23 protein-coding genes are annotated in these 21,530 nt (G+C 68.8%); 12 read left to right on the forward strand and 11 right to left on the reverse strand.

Annotated features, from left to right (window positions below; genetic code table 11):
* Positions 1-92 precede the first annotated feature (92 nt).
* Positions 93-599 carry a GNAT family N-acetyltransferase gene (locus tag VHAB30_RS14915; RefSeq protein ID WP_159277526.1) on the forward strand — a complete coding sequence of 169 codons (507 nt, stop codon included), beginning with the start codon at positions 93-95 and terminating at the stop codon, positions 597-599.
* On the opposite strand, the gene VHAB30_RS14920 is transcribed toward VHAB30_RS14915, so the two are convergent.
* Complete coding sequence (locus tag VHAB30_RS14920; RefSeq protein WP_159277527.1) at positions 583-1,164, reverse strand: DUF3299 domain-containing protein; 582 nt, start codon at positions 1,162-1,164, stop codon at positions 583-585. The two genes, VHAB30_RS14915 and VHAB30_RS14920, sit on opposite strands and share 17 nt — an antisense overlap.
* 136 nt (positions 1,165-1,300) lie before the next feature.
* Here VHAB30_RS14920 and VHAB30_RS14925 point away from each other — a divergent pair, with 136 nt between their 5' ends.
* Positions 1,301-1,828 carry a DUF2306 domain-containing protein gene (locus tag VHAB30_RS14925; RefSeq protein ID WP_159277528.1) on the forward strand — a complete coding sequence of 176 codons (528 nt, stop codon included), beginning with the start codon at positions 1,301-1,303 and terminating at the stop codon, positions 1,826-1,828.
* Here the strand turns inward: VHAB30_RS14925 and arfB are convergent.
* The 4 genes from arfB to VHAB30_RS14945 are packed head-to-tail and all read right to left on the reverse strand — an operon-like array spanning position 1,797 to position 4,893.
* Positions 1,797-2,204 carry an alternative ribosome rescue aminoacyl-tRNA hydrolase ArfB gene (arfB, locus tag VHAB30_RS14930; RefSeq protein ID WP_095744721.1) on the reverse strand — a complete coding sequence of 136 codons (408 nt, stop codon included), beginning with the start codon at positions 2,202-2,204 and terminating at the stop codon, positions 1,797-1,799. The two genes, VHAB30_RS14925 and arfB, sit on opposite strands and share 32 nt — an antisense overlap.
* Positions 2,205-2,220: 16 nt before the next feature.
* Positions 2,221-3,405: an acetyl-CoA C-acyltransferase family protein gene (locus VHAB30_RS14935; RefSeq protein WP_159277529.1), complete on the reverse strand. Its 1,185-nt coding sequence runs from the start codon at positions 3,403-3,405 to the stop codon at positions 2,221-2,223.
* A 43-nt stretch (positions 3,406-3,448) separates the two neighbouring features.
* Positions 3,449-4,240, reverse strand: coding sequence for an enoyl-CoA hydratase/isomerase family protein (locus VHAB30_RS14940; protein ID WP_159277530.1), 792 nt, complete (start codon positions 4,238-4,240; stop codon positions 3,449-3,451).
* A complete protein-coding gene (locus VHAB30_RS14945; RefSeq protein ID WP_235926668.1) occupies positions 4,237-4,893 on the reverse strand; it encodes a TetR/AcrR family transcriptional regulator in 657 nt (218 codons plus the stop codon). The genes VHAB30_RS14940 and VHAB30_RS14945 overlap by 4 nt, the downstream gene beginning before the upstream one ends.
* Before the next feature lie 168 nt (positions 4,894-5,061).
* On the opposite strand from VHAB30_RS14945, the gene VHAB30_RS14950 reads away from it, so the two are divergent.
* The 6 genes from VHAB30_RS14950 to VHAB30_RS14975 are packed head-to-tail and all read left to right on the forward strand — an operon-like array spanning position 5,062 to position 11,684.
* Entirely contained in the window at positions 5,062-5,901 is an 840-nt protein-coding gene (locus VHAB30_RS14950; protein WP_159277531.1) for an ABC transporter ATP-binding protein, read from the forward strand.
* A complete protein-coding gene (locus VHAB30_RS14955; protein ID WP_062472963.1) occupies positions 5,901-6,779 on the forward strand; it encodes a branched-chain amino acid ABC transporter permease in 879 nt (292 codons plus the stop codon). The genes VHAB30_RS14950 and VHAB30_RS14955 overlap by 1 nt, the downstream gene beginning before the upstream one ends.
* Before the next feature lie 2 nt (positions 6,780-6,781).
* Positions 6,782-7,819 (forward strand): branched-chain amino acid ABC transporter permease, encoded by a 1,038-nt coding sequence (locus VHAB30_RS14960; RefSeq protein ID WP_070059585.1) that lies wholly within the window; start codon positions 6,782-6,784, stop codon positions 7,817-7,819.
* A gap of 15 nt (positions 7,820-7,834) precedes the next feature.
* Complete coding sequence (locus VHAB30_RS14965; RefSeq protein ID WP_062472967.1) at positions 7,835-9,022, forward strand: ABC transporter substrate-binding protein; 1,188 nt, start codon at positions 7,835-7,837, stop codon at positions 9,020-9,022.
* A gap of 8 nt (positions 9,023-9,030) precedes the next feature.
* A complete protein-coding gene (locus VHAB30_RS14970) occupies positions 9,031-9,864 on the forward strand; it encodes an ABC transporter ATP-binding protein (protein WP_095744716.1) in 834 nt (277 codons plus the stop codon).
* Positions 9,861-11,684, forward strand: a complete 1,824-nt coding sequence (locus tag VHAB30_RS14975; RefSeq protein WP_159277532.1) for an AMP-dependent synthetase/ligase — start codon at positions 9,861-9,863, stop codon at positions 11,682-11,684. Before VHAB30_RS14970 ends, VHAB30_RS14975 begins: the two co-directional genes overlap by 4 nt.
* Positions 11,685-11,701: 17 nt before the next feature.
* Here VHAB30_RS14975 and VHAB30_RS14980 read toward each other — a convergent pair whose 3' ends face one another.
* Together VHAB30_RS14980 and clpB are read right to left on the reverse strand one after the other, a co-directional pair.
* On the reverse strand, positions 11,702-12,031 hold the full coding sequence (locus VHAB30_RS14980) for a hypothetical protein (protein WP_228121805.1): 330 nt from the start codon (positions 12,029-12,031) through the stop codon (positions 11,702-11,704).
* A 9-nt stretch (positions 12,032-12,040) separates the two neighbouring features.
* Positions 12,041-14,662: an ATP-dependent chaperone ClpB gene (gene clpB / locus VHAB30_RS14985; RefSeq protein ID WP_159277533.1), complete on the reverse strand. Its 2,622-nt coding sequence runs from the start codon at positions 14,660-14,662 to the stop codon at positions 12,041-12,043.
* A gap of 148 nt (positions 14,663-14,810) precedes the next feature.
* Here clpB and VHAB30_RS14990 point away from each other — a divergent pair, with 148 nt between their 5' ends.
* Positions 14,811-15,803 (forward strand): Bug family tripartite tricarboxylate transporter substrate binding protein, encoded by a 993-nt coding sequence (locus VHAB30_RS14990; RefSeq protein ID WP_159277534.1) that lies wholly within the window; start codon positions 14,811-14,813, stop codon positions 15,801-15,803.
* 105 nt (positions 15,804-15,908) lie between these two features.
* Positions 15,909-16,745 carry an acid phosphatase gene (locus VHAB30_RS14995; RefSeq protein ID WP_159277535.1) on the forward strand — a complete coding sequence of 279 codons (837 nt, stop codon included), beginning with the start codon at positions 15,909-15,911 and terminating at the stop codon, positions 16,743-16,745.
* 16 nt (positions 16,746-16,761) lie between these two features.
* Here the strand turns inward: VHAB30_RS14995 and VHAB30_RS15000 are convergent, their stop codons facing one another.
* Positions 16,762-17,247, reverse strand: a complete 486-nt coding sequence (locus tag VHAB30_RS15000; RefSeq protein WP_159277536.1) for a molybdenum cofactor biosynthesis protein MoaE — start codon at positions 17,245-17,247, stop codon at positions 16,762-16,764.
* Positions 17,248-17,283: 36 nt separating this feature from the next.
* Between VHAB30_RS15000 and VHAB30_RS15005 the strand changes: the two genes are divergently transcribed.
* Together VHAB30_RS15005 and dapA are read left to right on the forward strand one after the other, a co-directional pair.
* Positions 17,284-18,309, forward strand: a complete 1,026-nt coding sequence (locus VHAB30_RS15005; protein ID WP_159277537.1) for a hypothetical protein — start codon at positions 17,284-17,286, stop codon at positions 18,307-18,309.
* A gap of 238 nt (positions 18,310-18,547) precedes the next feature.
* Positions 18,548-19,447, forward strand: a complete 900-nt coding sequence (gene dapA / locus VHAB30_RS15010) for a 4-hydroxy-tetrahydrodipicolinate synthase (protein ID WP_159277538.1) — start codon at positions 18,548-18,550, stop codon at positions 19,445-19,447.
* Here the strand turns inward: dapA and VHAB30_RS15015 are convergent.
* From VHAB30_RS15015 to mobB, 3 genes are read right to left on the reverse strand one after another with little or no spacing between them, the layout of a single operon-like run.
* Positions 19,434-19,685, reverse strand: coding sequence for a MoaD/ThiS family protein (locus VHAB30_RS15015; protein WP_159277539.1), 252 nt, complete (start codon positions 19,683-19,685; stop codon positions 19,434-19,436). The genes dapA and VHAB30_RS15015 overlap by 14 nt on opposite strands.
* Before the next feature lie 8 nt (positions 19,686-19,693).
* A complete protein-coding gene (locus VHAB30_RS15020) occupies positions 19,694-20,983 on the reverse strand; it encodes a molybdopterin molybdotransferase MoeA (RefSeq protein ID WP_159277540.1) in 1,290 nt (429 codons plus the stop codon).
* Positions 20,976-21,521, reverse strand: coding sequence for a molybdopterin-guanine dinucleotide biosynthesis protein B (gene mobB, locus VHAB30_RS15025; protein ID WP_159277541.1), 546 nt, complete (start codon positions 21,519-21,521; stop codon positions 20,976-20,978). Before mobB ends, VHAB30_RS15020 begins: the two co-directional genes overlap by 8 nt.
* Positions 21,522-21,530 lie beyond the last annotated feature (9 nt).

Raw genomic sequence — 21,530 nt, forward strand, 5'->3', positions numbered from 1 at the left:
CGCGAGGACTGGAGCGGGGAGTAACAAGATCGTCGTGAATCCGGAGCGGGCCAGAATCCGGCAGTCACGCAGCCCCATCCGAAGGAAATGCCATGCACGTCGATCTGGTGTCCGAAGCCCAACACGATTCGCTCATCGAGCTGCTGGCCGAGCTGCACGCCTTCTACAACGAAGGCGCGCGCGTGCCGCGCGAGCTGGTGCGCGAGCACCTGCTGGGCAATCTCCTGGCGCCCGGCTCGCCGCACCAGCTCGTGGTGGCATCGACAGACGCGCGCACCGTGGTCGGCCTGGCCGCGATCACCTGGGTCTTCTCGCTGGTCGACTTCGCACCGGAACAACGCAGGCACTGCCAGCTCAAGGAGCTCTATGTGAAGTCGGGCCACCGCAGCGCCGGGGCGGGGCGCGCCCTCATGGCATGGGTGGCCGCGCAAGCCATCGCCAAGGGATGCCACCGCATCGACTGGCCCGTGAAGGCGACGAATGCGCGCGGCATCGCGTTCTATGAAGGGCTCGGCGCGTTCCAGGTGGCCGAGCGGCTGAGCTACCGGCTGCTGCAGCCGGCCCTGGGCGAACTGGCGGCCTTCACGGCCCCTGCGTGACCGCCACCCGCTCCACCGCCGCCGACGCGATCTCGTAGCCGCTAACGCCCATGTCGGCCGACGCGTAGCGCGCTGCCTTCAGCGTGCCGCTCACGCGCACCGTGTCCATCGCGTGCAGCCCCTTCACGGGCGCGGGCGCGATCACGTGGACGATCTGGTTGGCGGGCGGTGGCGGGGTGTGGATGCAGGCGCCGAAGTACGGCACCAGCAGGAACTCGCGGATGCCGTCTTGCGTGGCATCGAGCGGCACGACGAAACCCGAGAGCTTCGCGGGCTTGCCGTCGAGCGCGACGTTGACCGGCGCGTTGTCCCAGACAGCGCGCATCTCGTCGAGCATCTGGATCGCGCGCGGGTCGTTGTCGCGCAGCGCCTCGAGGCTGATGTTGCGGTAGCGCTGGGTCGGGTCCCACTCCTTGGGCACCAGCGCGTCCCAGGCCATCTCCTGCGCGGCCGGCGCGCTGGCCACGCCCTGCCCCTGGGCCGCGTCCGGGCTGCAGGCGGACAGCAGGCTGCCCGCGACAGCCATCAGCAGCACCATTCCCGTGCGACGAACAAAAACACTCATGGCCCCGATTGTGCTTGCCGAAGGTGACACAGCGCTCGGGGCGGGCCGGAAGACCTGCCCTGAAACGAATGGGCACACATGGCAAAAAGGCGGGCGCCGCGCCAGAATGCCGCACCACGACCACGAGGAGATCCGCATGGCACCCACAGGATGGCTTGGATTGACGTCACTCGGCACGGTTCACACCGCGATCAGCCTGATCGCCGTGTTCGCAGGCATCTGGGCCCTGCTGCGCTACAAGGAAATCACCCTGCGCACCGGCCTGGGCCAGGTCTTCGTCTGGACCACGGTGCTGACCTGCCTCACGGGCTTCGGCATCTTCCAGCACGGCGGCTTCGGCAAGCCGCATGCGCTGGGCATCATCACTTTGGTGGCGCTGGCCGTCGGCGCGCTGGCGGGGTATGGGCGGCTCGGGCCGAAATCGCGCTACATCGAGGCGGTCGCTTATTCGGCGAGCTTTCTCTTCCACTGGATTCCGGCCTTCACCGAAACGCTGACGCGCTTTCCGCTGGGCGCGCCGCTGCTGCCCAACGCCGAGGCGCCCGAACTGAAGGCGATCACCGCGGTGCTCGGCGCGCTGTCCGTGGTCGGCGTGACGCTGCAGATCAAGCGGCTGCGCGGCGACAAGCCCGTCAGTCCTGCACCCGCCCGCGCAGGCTCTTGATCTGCGAGCGCTGGCTCTTGCCTTCGAGCCGGCGCTGCTTCGAACCGTAGGTGGGCTTGGTGGCGCGCCGCACGCGCGGCGGCGTGGCCACGCTGTCGATCACCGCCTGCAACCGCGCGAGCGCGTCGGCGCGGTTCATCTCCTGCGTGCGGTGCTGCTGCGCCTTGAGCACGAACACGCCTTCCTGCGTGATGCGGCTGTCGCGCAGGGCGAGCAGCCGCTCCTTCACATCGGCCGGCAGCGAGCTGGCATGGATGTCGTAGCGCAGGTGTACCGCGCTCGACACCTTGTTGACGTTCTGCCCGCCCGCCCCCTGCGCGCGGATGGCGCTGAAGTCGACCTCGTCGGGATCGATCAGGAGTGGGGGGCGGAGCATGCCCGCGAGTGTGCCCTCAAACGCGTTCGAAGACAGCGGCGATGCCTTGGCCGCCGCCGATGCACATCGTGACCAGCGCATAGCGGCCGCCCGTGCGGTGCAGCTCGGCGATCGCCTTCGTCGTGATGATCGCGCCGGTCGCGCCCACCGGATGACCGAGCGAAATGCCTGAGCCGTTCGGGTTCACCTTGGCGGGATCGAAACCCAGCTCCTTGATGACCGCGCAAGCCTGCGCGGCGAAGGCTTCGTTCGACTCGATCACGTCGAAGTCGCTGACCTTCAGGCCCGTGCGCTCCAGCACCTTGCGCGTGGCCGGCACAGGGCCGATGCCCATGTACGCCGGCTCGACGCCCGCATGCGCGTAGCCCACGAGGCGCGCCAGCGGCTTCAGGCCCAGCGCCTTCACGCGGCCGCCTTCGGCCAGCACCACGGCGGCGGCGCCGTCGTTGATGCCCGAGGCATTGCCGGCGGTCACGAGGCCGTCTTTCTTGAACGCGGGCTTCATCTTCGACAGCGTGTCGACGGTGGTGTCGGCGCGCACGTGCTCGTCGGTGTCGAACAGCACGACGCCCTTGCGCGTCTTCACCTCGACCGGAACGATCTGCTCCTTGAAGCGGCCCGCGGCAATGGCGGCGGCGGCGCGCTGCTGGCTGGTCACGGCCAGTTCGTCCATCTGCTCGCGCGTGATGCCGTAGCGCGCGGCCACGTTCTCGGCCGTGATGCCCATGTGGATCTTCTCCCACGGGTCGTGCAGGATGCCCAGCATGTAGTCGACCAGCACCGCGTCGCCCATGCGCGCGCCGTAGCGGGCCGAGGTATCGAAGTACGGGCCGCGGCTCATCGATTCGGAGCCGCCGCCGATGGCGACGTCGCAGTCGCCCAGCGCGATGGCCTGCGCCGCCGACACGATGGCCTGCAGGCCCGAGCCGCACAGGCGGTTCACGTTGAAGGCCGGCGTCTCGATGGGGCAGCCCGCATCGATGGCGGCCACGCGGCTCAGGTACGCGTCCTTCACGTCGGTGGGAATCACGTTGCCCATGACCACATGGCCGATGGCGTCGGCGGCCACGCCGCTGCGCTCGATGGCGGCCTTGACGGCGGTGGTGGCCAGTTGCGTGTTGGGCACGTCCTTGAGCGCGCCGCCGAAGGTGCCGATGGCGGTGCGGGCGGTGCCGACCACGAAGATGTCGCGTGAAGTCATGGGATGGATCTCCTGGATTGAAAAAACGAAAACAGCGAATTCTTCAGCGGCCCGTGAAGGCCGCGGGCTTCTTGCCGAAAAAGGCATCGAGGCCGATGCGGAAATCGGCAGTGGCCGCGCACGACTGGAACGCGGCCGACTCGGCATCAAGCTGGCTCGCGAGGTCGCGGTCGAGCGACCCGCGCATCAGCCGGCGCAGGTGGCCCAGCGCCACGGTCGGGCCCTTGGCCAGCCGCTGCGCGAGCGCCATCGCTTCGGATTCGAGCTCGGCCGCCGGTACTACGCGGTTGATGAGGCCCATGCGTTCGGCGGCGGCGGTGTCGTAGGTATCGCCGAGCATCGCGATCTCGAGCGCGCGGCGCGTGCCGACGAGGCGCGGCAGCGCCCACGAGGCGCCGACGTCACAGCTGGTGCCGACGTTCACGTAGGCCAGGTTGAAGCGCGTGCCTTCGGCCGCGAGCACGAAGTCGGCCTGCAGCATCAGGCTCAGGCCCGCGCCGGCCGCCACGCCGTGCACCTGCGCGACCAGCGGCGCGTCCATGGCGTCGAGCACGGTCAGCGCCTCGTGCAGCGGGCCGATGAGATCGGCCGCGCCCTGCTTCGGGTCGGCGCTCAGCACGCCGAGATCGCCGCCGGCCATGAAGCCCTTGCCCGCGCCGCTCACCAGCACGGCGCGCACGCTCTTGTCAGCGGCCAAGGTGCGTGCGGCAGCGAGGAAGGCGGTCGCCATCGGCACGTCGATGGCATTGAGCGCGGCCGGCCGGTTGAAGCGCAGCGTGGCCACCGCGCCTTCGCGGCCCACCAGCAGGGGCGAAGAAGAAGTCTCTGAAGTCATGGGTTCGCTTTCGTCGGGGCGCGCTGCAGCACGCCGTTGAGCAGCAGCTCGATGCCCTGGTCGGCGATCTGGTCGGGCGTGAGGTCGCCGTCGGGGCGGTACCAGCGGCCGATCCAGCTCAGCGCGCCGGCCAGCATGAAGGCGGCCATCTTGGGGTCGCAGGGCGCGAGCGCGCCTTCGGCCACGCCCTCCTCGATCAGGCGGCGGAAATGCCCGTCGATGCCGGCCTTGAGGCGGCGCAGTTCCTTCTTGAGCGGATCGGGCAGCGGGTCTTCGCCGATGCGGATCACGCACATGCCGAAGTCCTGCGTGACCACGCCCGAGTAGATGCGCATGCAGGCCTTGAGCTGGTCGATGGCGCTGCCGCCCGCGGCGCGCACCTCGCCGATGCCGGTCTGCATGAGGTCGAGCGCCATCTTCACGCACTCGAGCAGGATCTGGTCCTTGTTCTCGATGTAGTAGTACAGCGTGGGCTTGCTCACGTTGAGCCGCTCGGCAATGTCGTCGAGCGAGGTCGCGTGGAAGCCGCGTTCGTTGAAGAGCTGGGCGGCCGTGCGCAACACGGCCATGCGCTTGACCTCGCGCTGCTGCGCACGGCGGTCGGCAGGCGCCCACGGGGAGGCTGAAGCAGGAACGGCGGTGGAACGGGGCATGGGGTTTGTGCGGGCGGGGAAAGTCCCGATGCCGCGAACTGCGGCGAACACGGACATTACCGGCCAGTAGGAATTTTACGGGCCAGTAGCATTTCGCTGCTGGACACAAACCCTGACCTTGCGGCGCGCCCCTTAGCCATGCCTGACGAGACTCGACGGGATACCTCCATGTCCGCACCTTCCGCCACGGCCCCGGTGCTGCAGGCCGAGGCGTTGACGCTGGCCTTCGGCGGGGTGAAGGCGCTCACCCACGTCGGCTTCAGCGTCGCGCCCGGCTCCATCACCGCGGTGATCGGGCCCAACGGCGCGGGCAAGACCTCGCTGTTCAACACCATCTCGGGCTTCTACAAGCCCTCGCAGGGCCGCGTGCTGTTCGAGGGCGCGGACATCACCCGCCTGCCCGCGCCCAAGCGCGCCGCGCTGGGCCTGGCGCGCAGCTTCCAGAACATCGCGCTGTTCCGCGGCATGACCGTGCTCGACAACATCAAGCTCGGCCGCCACGCGCACCTGAAGAGCAACGTGTTCGACGCCCTCTTCTACCTGGGCCGCGCGCGCCGCGAAGAGGCAGAGCTGCGCCGCGACGTGGAAGAACGCATCATCGATTTCCTCGAGATCGACCACATCCGCCACGCCTCGGTGGCCGCCCTGCCCTACGGCCTGCAAAAGCGCGTCGAAATGGCGCGCGCCCTGGCCATGCAGCCCAAGGTGCTGATGCTCGACGAACCCGTGGCCGGCATGAACCGCGAGGAGACCGAAGACATGGCGCGCTTCATCCTCGACGTGCGGCGCGAATGGGGCATCACGGTGCTGATGGTGGAGCACGACATGGGCATGGTGATGGACCTGTCGGACCACGTGGTGGTGCTCAACTTCGGCCAGGTCATCGCGCAAGGCACGCCCGCGCAGGTGCAGGCCGACCCGGAAGTGATCCGCGCCTACCTCGGCGCGGGCGACGTGGGCGAGCTGCGTCGCCGGCTGCGCGGCGAAACTGCCGTGGGAGCCGCCTGATGGATTGGGCCTACCTCTTCGAGATCGCGCTCACCGGCATTGCCGGCGGCGGCCTGTATGCGCTCGCGGCGCTGGCTTTCGTGCTGGTCTACAAGGCCACGCGCGTGGTCAACATCGCCATCGGCGAGATGCTGATGGTCGGCGCCTACCTGTTCTTCACCTTCGCCGCGAGCTTCTCGCTGCCGATCTGGATGGCGGTGCTGGGCTCGGTGATCGGCACCGGCCTGCTGGGCGCCGTGATCGAGCGCACCATGATCCGCCCGCTGCTGGGCGAACCGCCGATCTCGGTGTTCATGGTGACGGTCGGTCTCGCGTCGATCCTCGTCGGGCTGGTCGAGATCATCTGGACCGCCGACCAGCGCCGCCTGCCCGAGTTCCTGCCCAACACGCCCGTGATGATCGGCGAGGCCTTCCTGGCGCCCAAGATCGCCTACGGCGCATTGATCGCGGTGGTGCTGATCGGGCTGGTGCTGCTGCTGTTCCGCTTCTGGCGCGGCGGCGTGGCGCTGCGGGCCACCGCTTCCGACCAGGCGGCCGCGTACTCGATGGGCATCCACGTGCCGCGCGTGTTCTCGCTGGCCTGGGTGGCCTCGGCCATGATCGCGGCGGTGGCCGGCATCATCGTCGGCGCCATCGGCGGCATCTCGTCGTCGATGGGCGTGTTCGGGCTGTCGGTGCTGGTGGTGGTGATCGTCGGCGGGCTCGACAGCGTGCTCGGTGCACTCGTCGGCGGCGTGCTCATCGGCCTGATCGAAGCATTGGCCGGCTCCTACCTCGGTGGCGAGTACAAGCTGCTCGCCACCTTCATCGTGCTGGTGTTCGTGCTGATGGTGCGGCCGTACGGGCTCTTCGGCACGCACGAGATCGAGAGGCTCTAGCCATGCGCATCGGCACCCTCAAGCAAAGCTACATCGCCGACGCGGCGCTGTTCGATTCGCGTACGCAGAAGGTGTGGCTCGCGATCGGCGCGGCGCTGCTCGTGCTGTTCCCCTTCATGGCCAGCGACTACTGGCTGTACCTCGCATGCCTTGTCGCCATCAACGTGGCGAGCGCCACGGGGCTGAACATCCTCACGGGCTACACGGGCCTCGTGAGCCTCGGGCAGGCCGCGTTCATGGGTCTGGGGGCGTACACCGTCGCGATCATGCAGACACGGCTGGGCACGCCCTTCCTGCTGAACATCCTCGCGGGCGGCGTGGTCGCCATGCTCGGCGGGCTGGTCGTCGGCATCCCGTCGCTGCGCGTGAAGGGCCTGTACCTGGCCATCGCGACCATCGCCGCGTCGTTCATCACGCACTTCCTGTTCGCCAACCTCAAGCTCACGGGCGGCACCACCGGCATCTCGCTGCCGCCCGCGCAGCTCTTCGGCCTGCCGCTGGACACGTCGTTCCGCCTGTACTGGGTGATCGTTCCGGTGATGGTGCTCATGGTGCTCGGCGCAGCCAACCTGTTCCGCACGCGCGTGGGGCGCGCCTTCATCGCCATCCGCGACCGCGACATCTCGGCCGAGGTGCTGGGCATTCCATTGCTGCGCTACAAGCTGCTGTCGTTCGGACTCTCGTCGTTCTACGCGGGCGTGGCGGGTGGCCTGTGGGCCTACTTCTTCCGCGTGGTCACGCCCGAGAGCTTTCCGCTGCTGATGTCGATCTTCTTCCTCGCGGCCATCATCGTCGGCGGCATGGGCACCATCCTGGGCGGCATCTTCGGCGCCGTGTTCATGACCATGGTGCCCGAGCTGCTCAAGCTGGTGGTCGACCTGCTGCCGGGCGGCGTCGAGATGACCGTGTTCCTCTCGCCGGTGCGCACCGTCGTCTTCGGCCTGCTCATCGTCGGATTTCTGGTGTTCGAGCCGCACGGGCTCGCAGAAGTGTGGCGGCGCCTGCGCCGCTTTTTCCATCTATGGCCGTTTCGTAACTAGAACCAGGAGACACACATGCCCAAGACAACGAAGAAGCTTTCCCCCCAGCGCCGCGCCCTGCTGATCGCCGCGGGCCTGGCCGCCACCGTGCCGTTCGCGGCGAATGCGCAAGGCAACGAGGACATCGTCATCGGCGGCTCGATCCCGATGACCGGCGTGTTCGCCTTCGCGGGCGTGGGCATCAACGCCGGCATTGCCGACTACGTGAAGATGGTCAACGACGCGGGCGGCATCAAAGGCCGCAAGCTGCGCTACGTGCCGGAAGACACGGGCTACAAGGTCGACGTGTCGGTGGCGGCCTTCAAGAAGATCACGAGCCAGAACAAGGTCAACCTCTACTACGGCGACTCCACCGGCTTCTCCAAGACCATCAACCCCGAGCTCGACCGCGGCGGCCAGATATTGATGGCGGGCGCCTCGTTCGCCACCGAGCTGAACGACCCGGCCAAGTACCCGAACCAGTTCCTGGTGGGCCCCGACTACACCGAGCAGATCGGCATTCTTCTGCGCCACATCGCCAAGGAAAAGCCGGGCGCCAAGGTGGCCTTCGTGTACTCCGATTCCGAGTTCGGCCGCGACCCCATCGAGGCCAGCGAAGCCGCTGCCAAGAAGCTGGGCCTGAGCGTGCCCGTAAAGCTCATGACGCCCGCGGGCAGCGTCGACGTGTCGACCGAGGTCATCAAGCTGCGCCGCGCCGCGCCCGACTACACGATCTTCCACGGCTACATCCTGGCGCCCATTCCCGAGTTCGTGCAGCAGGGCAAGCAGATGGGCATGACCAGCAAGTGGATGGGCACCTTCTGGACCATGGACAGCTCCACCGTCATGAAGATGGGCGAAGGCGGCGACGGCTTCATGGGCGTCATGCCCTACCGCTACTACTACGACACCTCGGCCAAGGCGCCGATGCTCGACAAGATCCGCGCGCTGCGCCCCGAGTACCAGAGCACGGCCTACACGCAGGGCTTCCTCACGGCGATGCTGTTCACCGAGGCCGCCAAGCGCACGCTCGACGCCGGCAAGCCGCTGGACGGCAAGAACCTGAAGGCCGCGCTCAACACCATCAAGGACTTCGACACCGGCGGGATCATCGGCACGCCGATCACCATCAAGGGCAACTCCATTCCCGTGGGCCGCGTCTACAAGGCCGACATGAAGGCGCAGAAGATGGTGCCGGCCTCCGACTGGATCGCACTGAACTGATCGACACGATGGACGCGCGCGCGGCACCGCCCGACCTCGTACTGGAGGTCAACAACATCGAGGTGGTCTACAACAAGGTCGTGCAGGTGCTGCGCGGCCTGTCGCTGGCCGTGCCGCGCGGGCAGATCGTGGCGCTGCTGGGCAGCAACGGCGCGGGCAAGTCGACCACGCTGAAGGCGGTGTCGGGCCTGCTCGCGCTGGAAGACGGCGAGGTCGAGGCCGGTCGCATCGTGTTCGACGGCGCACCAACCGAGCGGCTCGCGCCGCAGCAACTCGTGCGGCGCGGCCTGAGCCATGTGATGGAAGGCCGGCGCGTGTTCGAGGACCTCACGGTCGAAGAGAACCTGGTCGCTGCGACCTACGCGCTGACCGGTCGCACGGGCGTTGCGCCCGCGTCGCGCAACTTCGACGACGTCTACGCCTACTTCCCTCGCCTGCACGAGCGCCGCAAGGGCCTCGCGGGCTATCTCTCGGGTGGCGAGCAGCAGATGCTCGCCATCGGCCGCGCGCTGGTGGCGCAGCCTCAATTGATATTGCTCGACGAGCCCTCGCTGGGCCTCTCGCCCAAGCTCGTGGAGGACATCTTCACGATCATCGCGCGCATCAACGCCGAGCGCGGCACCTCGATGCTGCTGGTGGAACAGAACGCCAGCGTGGCACTGGCCATCGCCCACACGGGCTACATCATGGAAAGCGGCAAGGTCGTGATCGACGGCAGCGCCGAGCGCCTCGCGGCCGACCCCGACGTGCGCGAGTTCTACCTGGGCGTGGGCGGCAGCGGCGAATCGCGCAGCTTCCGCGAGCTGAAGCACTACAAGCGCCGCAAGCGCTGGCTGTCATGACGACGAACCCGCTCCCTTCGCTCACGCTGCCGCAGATGCTGCGCGAGCAGGCACGCCTGCAGCCGCAGCGCATCGCGATCCGGCAGAAGGACTTCGGCATCTGGCATCCGCTGGACTGGGCCGGCTACCTGCAGCGCGCCAGCCGCTTCGGCCTGGGCCTGCACGCGATGGGCCTCGCGCCCGGCGGGCACCTGGGCGTGATCTCGGAGAACCGCGTCGAGTGGCTGCTCGCGCAGATGGGCGCGGGACTCATCGGCGCCGTGACCGTGGGCGTGTACCCCACCAGCCCGAGCAACGAGGTGGCCTACGTGGTCGGCCATGCGGACATCGAGGTGATCGTCTGCGAGGACCAGGAGCAGACCGACAAGGTGCTCGACGCCCTCGACCAGCTGCCGCGCCTGCGCAAGATCGTCGTGATCGAGACCAAGGGCCTCGCGAGCTACCCGCCCGAGGTGCGCGAGCGCATCGCGACCTTTGCCGAAGTGGAGCAGGCCGGCGCCGAGGTGCTGGCACGCGACGGCACCGCGCTCATCGACGCCGCGCTGCAGCGCCAGACACTGGCCGACATCGGCTTGATGATCTACACCTCGGGCTCCACCGGCAAGCCCAAGGGCGCGATGATTTCGTACCGCAACATCCGCGGCGTCGTGCCGGGCATCGTCGATCGGCTCGGGCTCGACGGCAGCACCACGCACCTGTCGTACCTGCCGCTGTGCCACGTGGCCGAACAGATGCTCACGGCCTTCGTGCCGCTGTACCTGGGCTCGCAGGTCAACTTCGGCGAATCGATCCGCACCGTGCAGGAAGACCTGCGCGAGGTGGCGCCCACCATGTTCCTCGGCGTGCCGCGCATCTGGGAGAAGCTGCACGCGGGCATCAGCATCAAGATGCAGGAAACCGGGCGGCTGCAGCGCGCGCTGTTCCGCAAGGCCATCGAGGCCTGCGCGCCGCTGGCCGAGAAACCGCGCAGCGCCTGGACGCTGGCCGAGCGCGGCCGCTTCGCCCTCGCCTACTGGACCGTGCTGCGCGCGCTGCAGAACTTCATCGGCCTGCGCCGCGCGCGCATCGCGCTCACGGGCGCGGCGCCGATTCCCGCCGACGTGGTGCGTTTCTTTCGCACGCTGGGCGTGCCGCTGGTCGAGGTGTACGGCCTCACCGAATCGACCGGCATGGTCTCGGGCCACCGCGCCGACGCTGTGACCATCGGCACCGTCGGACCGCCCACGCAGGGCACCGAGCACCGCGTGGGCGAAGCCGGCGAGCTGCTGGTGCGCGGCGACATGGTGTTCGAGGGCTACTACAAGAACCCCGAGGCCACGGCCTCATCGATCCGCGATGGCTGGCTGCACACGGGCGACGTGGTGCGCGAGGAAGCCGGCGGGCAGCTGCGCATCGTCGACCGGCTGAAGGACATCATGATCACCGCCGGCGGCAAGAACCTCACGCCCTCGGAGATCGAGAACACCATGAAGGGCAGCCCCTTCATCAAGGAATGCATCGTGGTGGCGGACGGCCGCAAGTTCGTCGGCGCGCTGCTGCAGATCGACTACGAAACGGTCGGCAAATGGGCCGAAGCCCAGCGCCTGCCGTTCACGCATTTCCGCTCGCTGGTGGAAGAACCCAAGGTGCGCGCGCTGATCGAGGCCGAAGTGGCGCGCGGCAATGGGAAGCTGGCGCAGGTGTCGCAGATCAGACGTTTTCATCTGCTCACCAAAGAGTTGGACCATGACGACGGTGAAGTCACCGCGACCATGAAGGTGCGGCGCTCCAGCATCTACAAGGCCTACGCCAACGAGATCGAGGCGCTGTACAGCGCCTGATCGGGGAAGAAAAAGGCTCAGTCGCCGCGCACGGGACGGGCCCGCACGTCGGTCACATCGTCGGCCGGGCCCAGCACGACCGGGCTGCGCACCGACTCGCCGCGCGCACGGGCGCTGACCACGTCGGCCGCCGTGGGTTCGGCCGGCTGTTGTGCCGCATGGCGAAATCGATCGAAACCCGAGCGCGGGTTGAAACGCATGACCCAGGGCGTCACGGGCTTGCCCGTGACGCGCCCCCAGGCGTAGCGCACACCCCACACCGCCGCCAGCAGCAGGGCCGCCACGGCCAGGCTGGCCGCGAAGACCAGCCCCAGGAGCAGAAGAATGACGCGAAGAATGAAGTTCATCATCCGACTTTAGGCCGATGCAGCCGCCGTTGGTTCCCCGCCCTTGCGGAACGAGAACTGGCCCGGCGACTGGATCGGGTCGGTTTCGACCTCGATCGTGTCCTTCGGCCCGAAGCTGCCGTCGAGCAACAGCCGCGAGAGCGGGTTCTCGATGCGCTGCTGGATGGCGCGCTTGAGCGGACGCGCACCAAACACCGGGTCGAAGCCGACCTTGGCGATCTCGGCCAGCGCCGCGGGCGACACCTGCAGGCCCAGGTCCATCTTCGCCAGGCGCGCCTGCAGCACCTTGAGCTGGATCGCGGCGATCGATTCGATGTTCTTCGCGTCGAGCGCGTGGAACACGACGGTCTCGTCGATGCGGTTCAGGAACTCGGGGCGGAAGTAGTTCTTCAGCTCGTCCCACACCGCTTCCTTGATCTCCTCGCTCGGCTGGCCCACCATCGCCTGGATGATCGGCGAGCCGATGTTGCTGGTCATCACGATCACGGTGTTCTTGAAGTCCACGGTGCGGCCCTGGCCGTCCGTGAGGCGGCCGTCGTCGAGCACCTGCAGCAGCACGTTGAACACGTCGGGGTGGGCCTTCTCGACCTCGTCGAGCAGCACCACGCTGTAGGGCTTGCGGCGCACGGCTTCCGTGAGGTAGCCGCCCTCTTCGTAGCCCACGTAGCCCGGCGGCGCGCCGATCAGGCGGGCGACCGAATGCTTCTCCATGAACTCGCTCATGTCGATGCGGATCAGGTGGTCTTCGCTGTCGAACAGGAAGCCCGCGAGCGCCTTGCACAGCTCGGTCTTGCCCACGCCCGTGGGGCCGAGGAACAGGAACGAGCCCGTGGGGCGGTTCGGATCGCTCAGGCCCGAGCGCGAGCGGCGGATCGCATTGGCGACCGCACCGATGGCCTCGTCCTGCCCGACCACGCGTTCGTGCAGCTTGTCTTCCATGACGAGCAGCTTGTCGCGCTCGCCTTGCATCAGCTTGGCGACCGGGATGCCAGTGGCGCGCGCCACGACCTCGGCGATTTCTTCCGAACCGACCTGCGTGCGCAGCAGCGTGGGCGCGCTGGATTTGCCCTTGCTCGCCTCGCTCTCTTCGGCTTCCTTCAGGCGCTTCTCGAGCGCCGGCAGCTGGCCGTATTGCAGCTCGGCGACCTTGTTGAAGTCGCCCTTGCGCTTCCACTCTTCGATCTGGAACTTGATCTTGTCGATGTCTTCGCGCACGTGCGCGCTGCCCTGGGCCTGGGCCTTCTCGGCCTGCCAGATCTCGTCGTAGTCGGCGATTTCCTTTTGCAGCTTGGTGATCTCGTCCTCGATGAGGCCGAAGCGCTTCTGCGAGGCTTCGTCCTTTTCGCGGCGCACGGCTTCGCGCTCGATCTGCAGTTGGATCAGGCGGCGGTCCAGGCGGTCCATGACCTCGGGCTTGGAGTCCATCTCGATCTTGATCTTGGCCGCGGCCTCGTCGATCAGGTCGATGGCCTTGTCGGGTAGGAAGCGGTCGGTGATGTAGCGGTCAGACAGCTCGGCCGCGGCCACGATGGCCGGGTCGGTGATCTGCACGCCGTGGTGCACTTCGTACTTTTCCTGCAGGCCGCGCAGGATGGCGATGGTGGCCTCGACGCTGGGCTCGCCCACGATGATCTTCTGGAAGCGGCGCTCCAGCGCGGCGTCCTTCTCGATGTACTTGCGGTATTCGTCGAGCGTGGTGGCGCCCACGCAGTGCAGCTCGCCGCGCGCGAGCGCGGGCTTGAGCATGTTGCCCGCGTCCATCGCGCCTTCGGCCTTGCCGGCGCCAACCATGGTGTGCAGCTCGTCGATGAAGACGATGGTCTGGCCTTCGTCCTTCGCGAGTTCGTTGAGCACGGTCTTCAGGCGCTCTTCAAACTCGCCGCGGAACTTGGCACCGGCCAGCAGCGCGGCCATGTCGAGCGACAGCACGCGTTTGCCCTTGAGCGACTCGGGCACTTCGCCCGCGACGATGCGCTGGGCCAGGCCTTCGACGATGGCGGTCTTGCCCACGCCGGGTTCGCCGATGAGCACGGGGTTGTTCTTGGTGCGGCGTTGCAACACCTGGATGGCGCGGCGGATTTCCTCGTCGCGGCCGATGACCGGGTCGAGCTTGCCCAGGCGGGCGCGCTCGGTGAGGTCCAGGCAGTATTTCTTGAGGGCTTCGCGCTGGCCTTCGGCGTCGGCGCTGTTCACGCCCTGCCCGCCGCGCACGGCCTCGATGGCGGCCTCGAGCGACTTGCGGCTCAGGCCGTTGTCCTTGGCGATCTTGCCGATGTCGGCCTTGCTGTCGGCCACGGCGAGCAGAAAGAGTTCGCCCGCAATGAACTGGTCATTGCGCTTGATGGCTTCCTTCTCGGTCGCCTGCAGCAGCTTGCCCAGCTCGGGGCCGACCTGCACGATGTCGTGGCCCTGCACCTGGGGCAGTTTCTTGATGGCGCCTTCGGCGGCCTGCAGCAGCCCGGGCACGTTGACGCCGGCACGCTCCAGCAGGGCACGCGGGCCGTCGTCCTGGCGCAGCATCGCGACCAGCAGGTGCGCTGGTTCGATGTAGGCGTTGTCGTTACCGAGCGCCAGCGTCTGGGCGTCGCTCAGTGCTTCCTGAAATTTGGTGGTGAGTTTGTCTTGTCGCATGGTGGTATTCCTGCATCCAAAATAGGGCTGTTCGGGCACGATTCAAGGTTGCGAATCGGATTTGCACCCTGGGCACGGGTATTGCACCGGGCCCCGCACCTTCCCGCCGTAGGCATTTCTCTCTTTCTTTCTTCGAATGGAGTCGATCATGGTTTTTTCAATGCAGCGCGTCCGACCGATGCGCCGCGCGTTCAGCGTGGGTCTCCTGGCAGCGGCCCTGGGCATGGCCGGCCTGGCGCAGGCCCAGAGCGGCACGCCGGTGCGCCTGCTGGTGGGCTTTCCCGCCGGCGCAGGCACCGACGCCATTGCCCGCACCCTGGGCGAAAAGCTCAAGGACGTGCTGGGCGTGCCCGTGGTGGTCGAGAACCGCGCGGGCGCGGGCGGCCAGATCGCGGCGCAGGCGCTGAAGGCCGCGCCGGCCGACGGCCACACGCTGTTCCTGTCGCATGACCACTCCATCTCGATCCTGCCGCAGGTGGTGAAGAACCCGGGCTTCAACCCCGCGACCGACTTCGTGCCCGTGGCCGGCTTTGCCACCTTTGCCAACGTGCTGGCGGTGTCGGGCGGCACGCCGGCCAAGAGCATCGACGAGTACGTGAAGTGGATCCGCACGCAAAAGGGCGGCAAGGAGACCATCGGCGTGCCGGCGCCGGCGTCGATCCCCGAGTTTCTGGTGAAGATGATCTCGGACAAGTACAAGATCGACGTGCAGCCCGCGCCCTACCGCGGCAGCGCGCCCATGACGGCCGACATGCTGGGCAACCAGATCACGGCGGGCATCGCCTCGGTGCCCGACTTCATCGAGAACCACCGCGCGGGCAAGGTGCGCATCGTGGCCTCGATCGGCGCCAAGCGCCAGGCCCTGCTGCCGAACGTGCCGACCTTCACCGAGCTGGGCTTTGCGAACCTGGAAGACCTGCCCTACTACGGCATCTTCGCGCCGGTGGGCACGCCGCAGGCCGTCATCGACAGGTACGGCGACGCGCTGCAGAAGGTGCTGGCCATGCCCGACGTGAAGCAGAAGCTCACCACGATGGGCCTGACGGTCGGCTACGAGCCCCAGGGCCAGTTCGCGGGCCGCGTGCGCACCTACACGCAGACCTGGGAAAAGATCATCCAGGCGAGCGGCTTCAAGCCCTGAGCTGCACGGCCTGGCACGGTCGTCACATGAGTGATCTTCCGGCCCGGCGAGGCCCCTCTACGATGGGCCCTCGCTTCCAACAACAAAGCCGGAGACACATCCCTCATGCGATTCACGACCCTCGCCGCCTCGCTGGCGGCCGCGCTGCTGCTCGGCGCCTGCGGCAGCACCGCGCCCATTTCTCCTGCCGACGTCGGCGAATTGCGCCCGGGCTCGGGCTACCTCAAGGGCTACCTGCCCGCGGTCGAGCTGCCCGACAGCCTTGCCCTGCTGCCGGCGCCCCCGGCTGAGGGCTCGGCCGCGCTGGCGGCCGATGGCGCCACCTTCCGCGCGCTCACGGCCCTGCAGGGCACGCCGCGCGGCGCACTGGCGGTGCAGGACGCCAACCTCAAGTTTCCGAAGGCCGCCGAGGTGTTCTCGTGCGCGCTGGGCATGCCGATCTCCGAGCAGGCCACCCCGAACCTGAACATGCTGCTGCGCCGCACGCTGGCCGACGCCGGCTCGGCCACCTACAAGGCCAAGAACACCTACAACCGCACGCGCCCCTTCGTGGCCTTCAAGACCGGCAGCTGCACGCCCGCCGAAGAAGCCTCGCTGGCCAAGGACGGCTCGTACCCTTCGGGCCATTCGGCCGTCGGCTGGGCCTGGGCGCTGGTGCTGACGGAACTCGCACCCGAGCGCGCCGATGCACTGCTGCAGCGCGGCCGGGCCTTCTCGCAGAGCCGCGCGATCTGCGGCGTGCACTGGCAGAGCGACATCGAGAACGGCCGGCTGGTCGGCGCAGCGACGGTAGCCAGGCTGCACACGAACCCGGTGTTCCAGGCGCAGATGGCGGGTGCCCGGTCAGAGATCGCGAAGGCACGCGCAGCAGGCGCGGTGCCCGCTCAGGACTGCGGTGCGGAAGCCAAGGCACTGGCGGCCTCGGCACTGATCGCGCCCTGAGCCTCGAACGCGCCGCTCAGGTGGCGCTGTTCGAGGCGGCGATGCCCCAGCGTGCCAGCGCTTCGTCGTCGGTCACGCGGGCATCGACCCAGCGGGCGCCTTCGGGCGTCTGCTCCTTCTTCCAGAACGGGGCCTGCGTCTTCAGGTAGTCCATCAGGAACTCGCAGGCCTGGAAGCTCTGGCCGCGGTGGGCGGACACCACCGCCACCATCATGATCTGGTCCAGCGGCTGCAGCAGCCCCACGCGGTGGATCACGCGCGCGCCCAGGATGTCGAAGCGTTTGTGGGCCTCGTCGATCATGGCCTCGATGGCTTTTTCGGTCATGCCGGGGTAGTGCTCCAGCTCCATCGAGGCGATGGTGCTGCCGTCATTGCGGTCTCTGACCGTGCCGATGAAGCTGCAGACAGCGCCGACGCGCGCGTCGGCCGCGCGCAGAGCGGTGATCTCGGCACCGGCGTCGAAGTCGGCCGTCTGGATGGAAACGCGAGGGAGCGAGGACATGCCCAAATTGTGGCACTGCCGCCCTACACTGCGCCGATGCCGGCCCCCACGTCGCAGCCCCTGACACCCGACGATGTCGAGATGCTGCGGCGCGTCGACCTTGCCGCGCGCACCCCGGCCGCCGGCCTGGCGGTGCTGGCCGTGCTGCTGGCGGGCTGCGCCCTCGTCTTCGTGGTGATCGGGCGGCTGCCCGGCGCCCCGGCGGGCCTGGCCCTGGCGATGAACGCGGCGGCACTGGTCACCTTGCTGCTGGGCGTGTGGCTGTTCACCCATCGGACGCGGATCGACCGGCGCCGGGCCCAGACCACCCGCGAGGCCCTGGCGAAGAACAGCAAGTTCACCGTGGCCGGCACCGTGGACCACGTGGCCGCCCTGCCCGGCGGCGCGCTGCGCTACACGGTCGACGGCCAGTTCCACATCGACGTCGCGCCGGTGCTGGGCCTGGACGCGCCTCGCAGCCACGCCACGGGCCGGCCGCTGACGGCGGTGCGGCACCTGGCACAGGCGCCCGTCGAGATCGAATGCGTGGCGCGCGACAACGACGTGCATCTGCTGCTGCGCACGCGTTATCCGATGGCGCGCCAGGCTACGCGCACCGAGCGGCCGGCCACCTCGCGCGACCGTCGGCGCGCCGGGCGCTCGGACCGCCGCTTCATGGGCGTCGTGCTGGCGGGCGGCGCGGTCCTGGCGATCGGGACGGCGTGGGCCGACGGTTTTCGCCCGGGCTTCGGCCTGTTCATGGCGGGGTACGCAGCCGCCATCTGTGCGCTGGTGTTCGCGGTCGGCGTGCTGCCGCAGCTGCTGCGCGCACGCCGGTTCACGCACCTGCACACGGTGAGCGGGCCGGTCACCGAAATCCTCACGGCCCAGGTGCCGCAGGGCAAGCACACGGCGGAGGTGCGCTGGTTCCGGGTCGACGGCCAGCTGTTCGGCGCGCTCGACCTCAAGACCGACGCGCAGCTGGGCAACCAGGTCACCGTCGAGTTCCTGGGCAATGCCCGCGCCGCCGATGGCGGCCGTGTCGTGAGCCTGCAACGCAGCGCCACCGCACCGCCGGCCTAGGCGCGACAATGCAGCCCATGCCTTCGCGCCGCACGCCCACCCGCCTTTCGCCTTCGTTCGAAGGCCAGGCATGCGCGCGCCAGGGCAACAAAGCCAAAAAACCAAAGCTCGTCTGACCGGAGCCGAGGTTCCGTCGTCGGATGAGCGACGGAACCTGCCAAGGCTTTGGCCCCTCTTGGGTTGCGCGCGCATCGGACGGTGGTTCTTTCCATCGGTCGATTCCTGAAAGGAAGCCTGCGTGCCACATCAACAACCAACCGCCGACACCGCCACCGATTTCTCGGGCCTGTGGGTCGCCCTCGTCACCCCGTTCCGCGACAGCGCCGTCGACCACACCGCCCTGGCGGCGCTCGTGCGCCGGCTCGCCGACGACGGCGTGACCGGCTTCGTGCCCTGCGGCTCGACCGGCGAAGCCGCCGCGCTCGACGAGGCCGAACAGCTCGCCGTGCTCGACACCGTGCTGACCGCCGCCGGCGGCCTGCCGGTCGTGATGGGCGTGTCGGGCTACCACCTGGGCAAGGCCACGGCGTGGGCGCGCAAGCTCTCGGAACGCCCGCTGGCGGGCCTGCTGGTGGCCGCGCCGCACTACATCCGCCCGTCGCAGGCCGGCGTGCTCGAGTGGTTCCACGCCATCGCCGATGCCAGCACGGTGCCCGTGCTGGTCTACGACATTCCCTACCGCACCGGCGTGACGATCGCGCGCGAGACGATGCTGGCGCTGGCCGAACACCCGCGCATCCGCGGCATCAAGGACTGCGGCGGCGACATGGCCAAGACGCGCGCGGTGATCGCCGACGGCCGGCTGCAGGTGCTCACGGGTGAAGACCACCAGATCTTCGCCACCATGGCCGAGGGCGGCGTGGGCGCCATCGCGGCCAGCGGCCATGTGCAGACGAAGCGCCTCGTGCGGCTGGTGCGCCTGCTGGCCGAGAACCGGCTGGCCGAGGCGCGCGCCGAATGGCAACCCCTGCAACCGCTGCTGGAGATGCTGTTTGCCGAACCCAACCCGGGCCCGCTGAAGGCGCTGCTGGCGCACGCGGGCGAACTGCGTGACGAGCTGCGCTCGCCGATGACCCGCGCGTCGGACGGCCTGCGCGAGCGCCTCGTGGCGCTGGACGCGCGGCTCAGCCGCCCGTGACGGGCGGGAAGAACGCGACTTCGCAGTCGTCGTTCAGTGCGGCGGCTTCGTCGCTCATGGCCTGGTCGAGCGCCATGCGCACGGCCTTGCCGCGCGCGAGCGCGCTGGCGTAGGCGCCGCCGCGGGCGATGAGCTCGTCGCGCAGGGCTGCGAGCGTGCCGGCGGCCGTGTCGACGGTTTCACCGCTGCTGGACAGTGCCTCGCGCACGGAGGCGAAATAACGGATGCGGACCTTCATGGGGTGGTTCAGCCGAGCAGCGATGCGAGGGGAATGAAGTTCACGGTGTCGCCGGCCTGGATGGTCCGGCCCGCCGGGTTGTCGACCAGCCCGTCGCCCCAGACCATCGAGGTGAGCACGCCCGAACTCTGGTTGGCGAACAGGTCGAGCCCGCCCGCCGCGTTGCGCCGCACGCGCAGGAACTCGCGGCGCTTGTCGGCGCGTGGCCAGTCGAAATCGGCACGCAGCGGCACGGCCACGGGCGCCACGCGCGTGGCCCCCTGCAGCGCGAGCAGGAAGGGCCGCACGAGCATCAGGAAGGTCAGGAAGCTCGACACCGGGTTGCCGGGCAGCCCCGTGACGTGGCACACGCCCTGCCCGTTGCTCCGTGCGATCGAGCCGTAGGCGAAGGGCTTGCCGGGCTTCATCGACAGCGACCACAGCTGCAGCTCGCCGAGCGACTGCAGCGCGGCACGGATGTGGTCTTCTTCGCCGACCGAGACGCCGCCGGTGGTGATGATCAGGTCGTTCGCCTCGGCCGCCTCGCGCAGCGCGGCGATGGTGGCCTCGCGGTTGTCGGGCACGATGCCCAGGTCGTTCACCTCGCAGCCCAGGCGGTGCAGCAGCGCGCGCATGAAGAAGCGGTTCGAGTTGTAGATCGCGCCGGGCTTCATCGCGTCGGGCGCGACCTCGCCGGGCATCACCAGCTCGTCGCCGGTGGAGAACATGGCCACGCGCGGCTTGCGCGCGACCTGCAGGCGGTCGAAGCCGACGCTGGCGGCCAGGCCGAGCGCGGCGGGCGTGAGGCGTTCACCGCGCTGGAGGACCACGTCGCCCGAGGCCACGTCTTCGCCTGCGCGGCGCACCCACTGGCCGGCCACGGGTGCGATGGCGATGCGCACCGACCCCAGTCCGCCCTCTTGGGGCGTGGCGGTCGTGTCTTCCTGCATGACGACCGCGTCGGCGCCTTCAGGAATCTGCGCGCCCGTGAAGATGCGCGCCGCCGTGCCGGCCGCGAGCGGCGTGCCGACGGTGCCGGCGGGAATGCGCTGCGTCACGGCCAGCTCGGTGCCGGGCGTGGCGCAATCGGCCGCGCGCACGGCGTAGCCGTCCATCGCGCTGTTGTCGCGCGGCGGCACCGTGAGGCCCGAGACGAGGTCCTGCGCCAGCACGCGCCCGTCGGCGTCGAAGGTGCCGACGCTTTCGGCCGGCAGCAGCGGCCGGGCCTTGGCTAGCAGCACCGCGATCGCTTCATCGAGCGGCATCAACGGCGGGCGCGAGGACGAGGCGGCGAAGGGAACGGGAGAGGAATCAGCCATGGTGTCCGGGGTTGTAGTCGAAGCGCTCGCCGCTGTCGATCAACCACGTGGCAATGGCCTCGGCGTCGTTGAGGTCGAGCACCGGGCGCGCCGTGGCCTCGGGCAGGCCGGCCGGCGCATCGGTGGCGATGGCGGTGACAAAGGGGTCGTCGATGTAGAGCGCGGGGCGCGGCGCCTCGCCGTCGCCGCTCGGGCGCCAGACCTCGATCTTGAGCACGTCGCTGTGCCGGAAGCCCTCGACCAGCGCCCAGTCGACCGCCGGGTGCAGCTCGGCGAGCAGCTGGTGCACCGTGAGCTCGACCGGCACCTCGAACTCGCGCATCAGCGCCAGCCGCTGGTCGGACGCGACGACCACCTCGAAGGCCCCGGCCTGCCGATGGCGCCAGGTGTCCTTGCCGACGTGGTCGATGTCGAAGCGGTGGTGCGCATGCTTGACCACCGACACGCGCAGCCCGCGCTGCTTGAGCACGGGAATCAGGCGCTCCACCAGCGTGGTCTTGCCTGCGCCGGAATACCCGGCGAAGCCGACGACCTTCATGCCTCGGCG

Origin of the sequence: Variovorax boronicumulans, from assembly GCF_009811375.1 — a bacterium.
GTDB lineage: Bacteria > Pseudomonadota > Gammaproteobacteria > Burkholderiales > Burkholderiaceae_C > Variovorax > Variovorax boronicumulans.

Bases quoted from the DNA above. Each gene is read 5' to 3' on its own strand.
- VHAB30_RS14915 (WP_159277526.1), top strand. From the start codon at position 93: ATGCACGTCGATCTGGTGTCCGAAGCCCAACACGATTCGCTCATCGAG.
- VHAB30_RS14920 (WP_159277527.1), bottom strand. From the start codon at position 1,164: ATGAGTGTTTTTGTTCGTCGCACGGGAATGGTGCTGCTGATGGCTGTC.
- VHAB30_RS14925 (WP_159277528.1), top strand. From the start codon at position 1,301: ATGGCACCCACAGGATGGCTTGGATTGACGTCACTCGGCACGGTTCAC.
- arfB (WP_095744721.1), bottom strand. From the start codon at position 2,204: ATGCTCCGCCCCCCACTCCTGATCGATCCCGACGAGGTCGACTTCAGC.
- VHAB30_RS14935 (WP_159277529.1), bottom strand. From the start codon at position 3,405: ATGACTTCACGCGACATCTTCGTGGTCGGCACCGCCCGCACCGCCATC.
- VHAB30_RS14940 (WP_159277530.1), bottom strand. From the start codon at position 4,240: ATGACTTCAGAGACTTCTTCTTCGCCCCTGCTGGTGGGCCGCGAAGGC.
- VHAB30_RS14945 (WP_235926668.1), bottom strand. From the start codon at position 4,893: ATGCCCCGTTCCACCGCCGTTCCTGCTTCAGCCTCCCCGTGGGCGCCT.
- VHAB30_RS14950 (WP_159277531.1), top strand. From the start codon at position 5,062: ATGTCCGCACCTTCCGCCACGGCCCCGGTGCTGCAGGCCGAGGCGTTG.
- VHAB30_RS14955 (WP_062472963.1), top strand. From the start codon at position 5,901: ATGGATTGGGCCTACCTCTTCGAGATCGCGCTCACCGGCATTGCCGGC.
- VHAB30_RS14960 (WP_070059585.1), top strand. From the start codon at position 6,782: ATGCGCATCGGCACCCTCAAGCAAAGCTACATCGCCGACGCGGCGCTG.
- VHAB30_RS14965 (WP_062472967.1), top strand. From the start codon at position 7,835: ATGCCCAAGACAACGAAGAAGCTTTCCCCCCAGCGCCGCGCCCTGCTG.
- VHAB30_RS14970 (WP_095744716.1), top strand. From the start codon at position 9,031: ATGGACGCGCGCGCGGCACCGCCCGACCTCGTACTGGAGGTCAACAAC.
- VHAB30_RS14975 (WP_159277532.1), top strand. From the start codon at position 9,861: ATGACGACGAACCCGCTCCCTTCGCTCACGCTGCCGCAGATGCTGCGC.
- VHAB30_RS14980 (WP_228121805.1), bottom strand. From the start codon at position 12,031: ATGAACTTCATTCTTCGCGTCATTCTTCTGCTCCTGGGGCTGGTCTTC.
- clpB (WP_159277533.1), bottom strand. From the start codon at position 14,662: ATGCGACAAGACAAACTCACCACCAAATTTCAGGAAGCACTGAGCGAC.
- VHAB30_RS14990 (WP_159277534.1), top strand. From the start codon at position 14,811: ATGGTTTTTTCAATGCAGCGCGTCCGACCGATGCGCCGCGCGTTCAGC.
- VHAB30_RS14995 (WP_159277535.1), top strand. From the start codon at position 15,909: ATGCGATTCACGACCCTCGCCGCCTCGCTGGCGGCCGCGCTGCTGCTC.
- VHAB30_RS15000 (WP_159277536.1), bottom strand. From the start codon at position 17,247: ATGTCCTCGCTCCCTCGCGTTTCCATCCAGACGGCCGACTTCGACGCC.
- VHAB30_RS15005 (WP_159277537.1), top strand. From the start codon at position 17,284: ATGCCGGCCCCCACGTCGCAGCCCCTGACACCCGACGATGTCGAGATG.
- VHAB30_RS15015 (WP_159277539.1), bottom strand. From the start codon at position 19,685: ATGAAGGTCCGCATCCGTTATTTCGCCTCCGTGCGCGAGGCACTGTCC.
- VHAB30_RS15020 (WP_159277540.1), bottom strand. From the start codon at position 20,983: ATGGCTGATTCCTCTCCCGTTCCCTTCGCCGCCTCGTCCTCGCGCCCG.
- mobB (WP_159277541.1), bottom strand. From the start codon at position 21,521: ATGAAGGTCGTCGGCTTCGCCGGGTATTCCGGCGCAGGCAAGACCACG.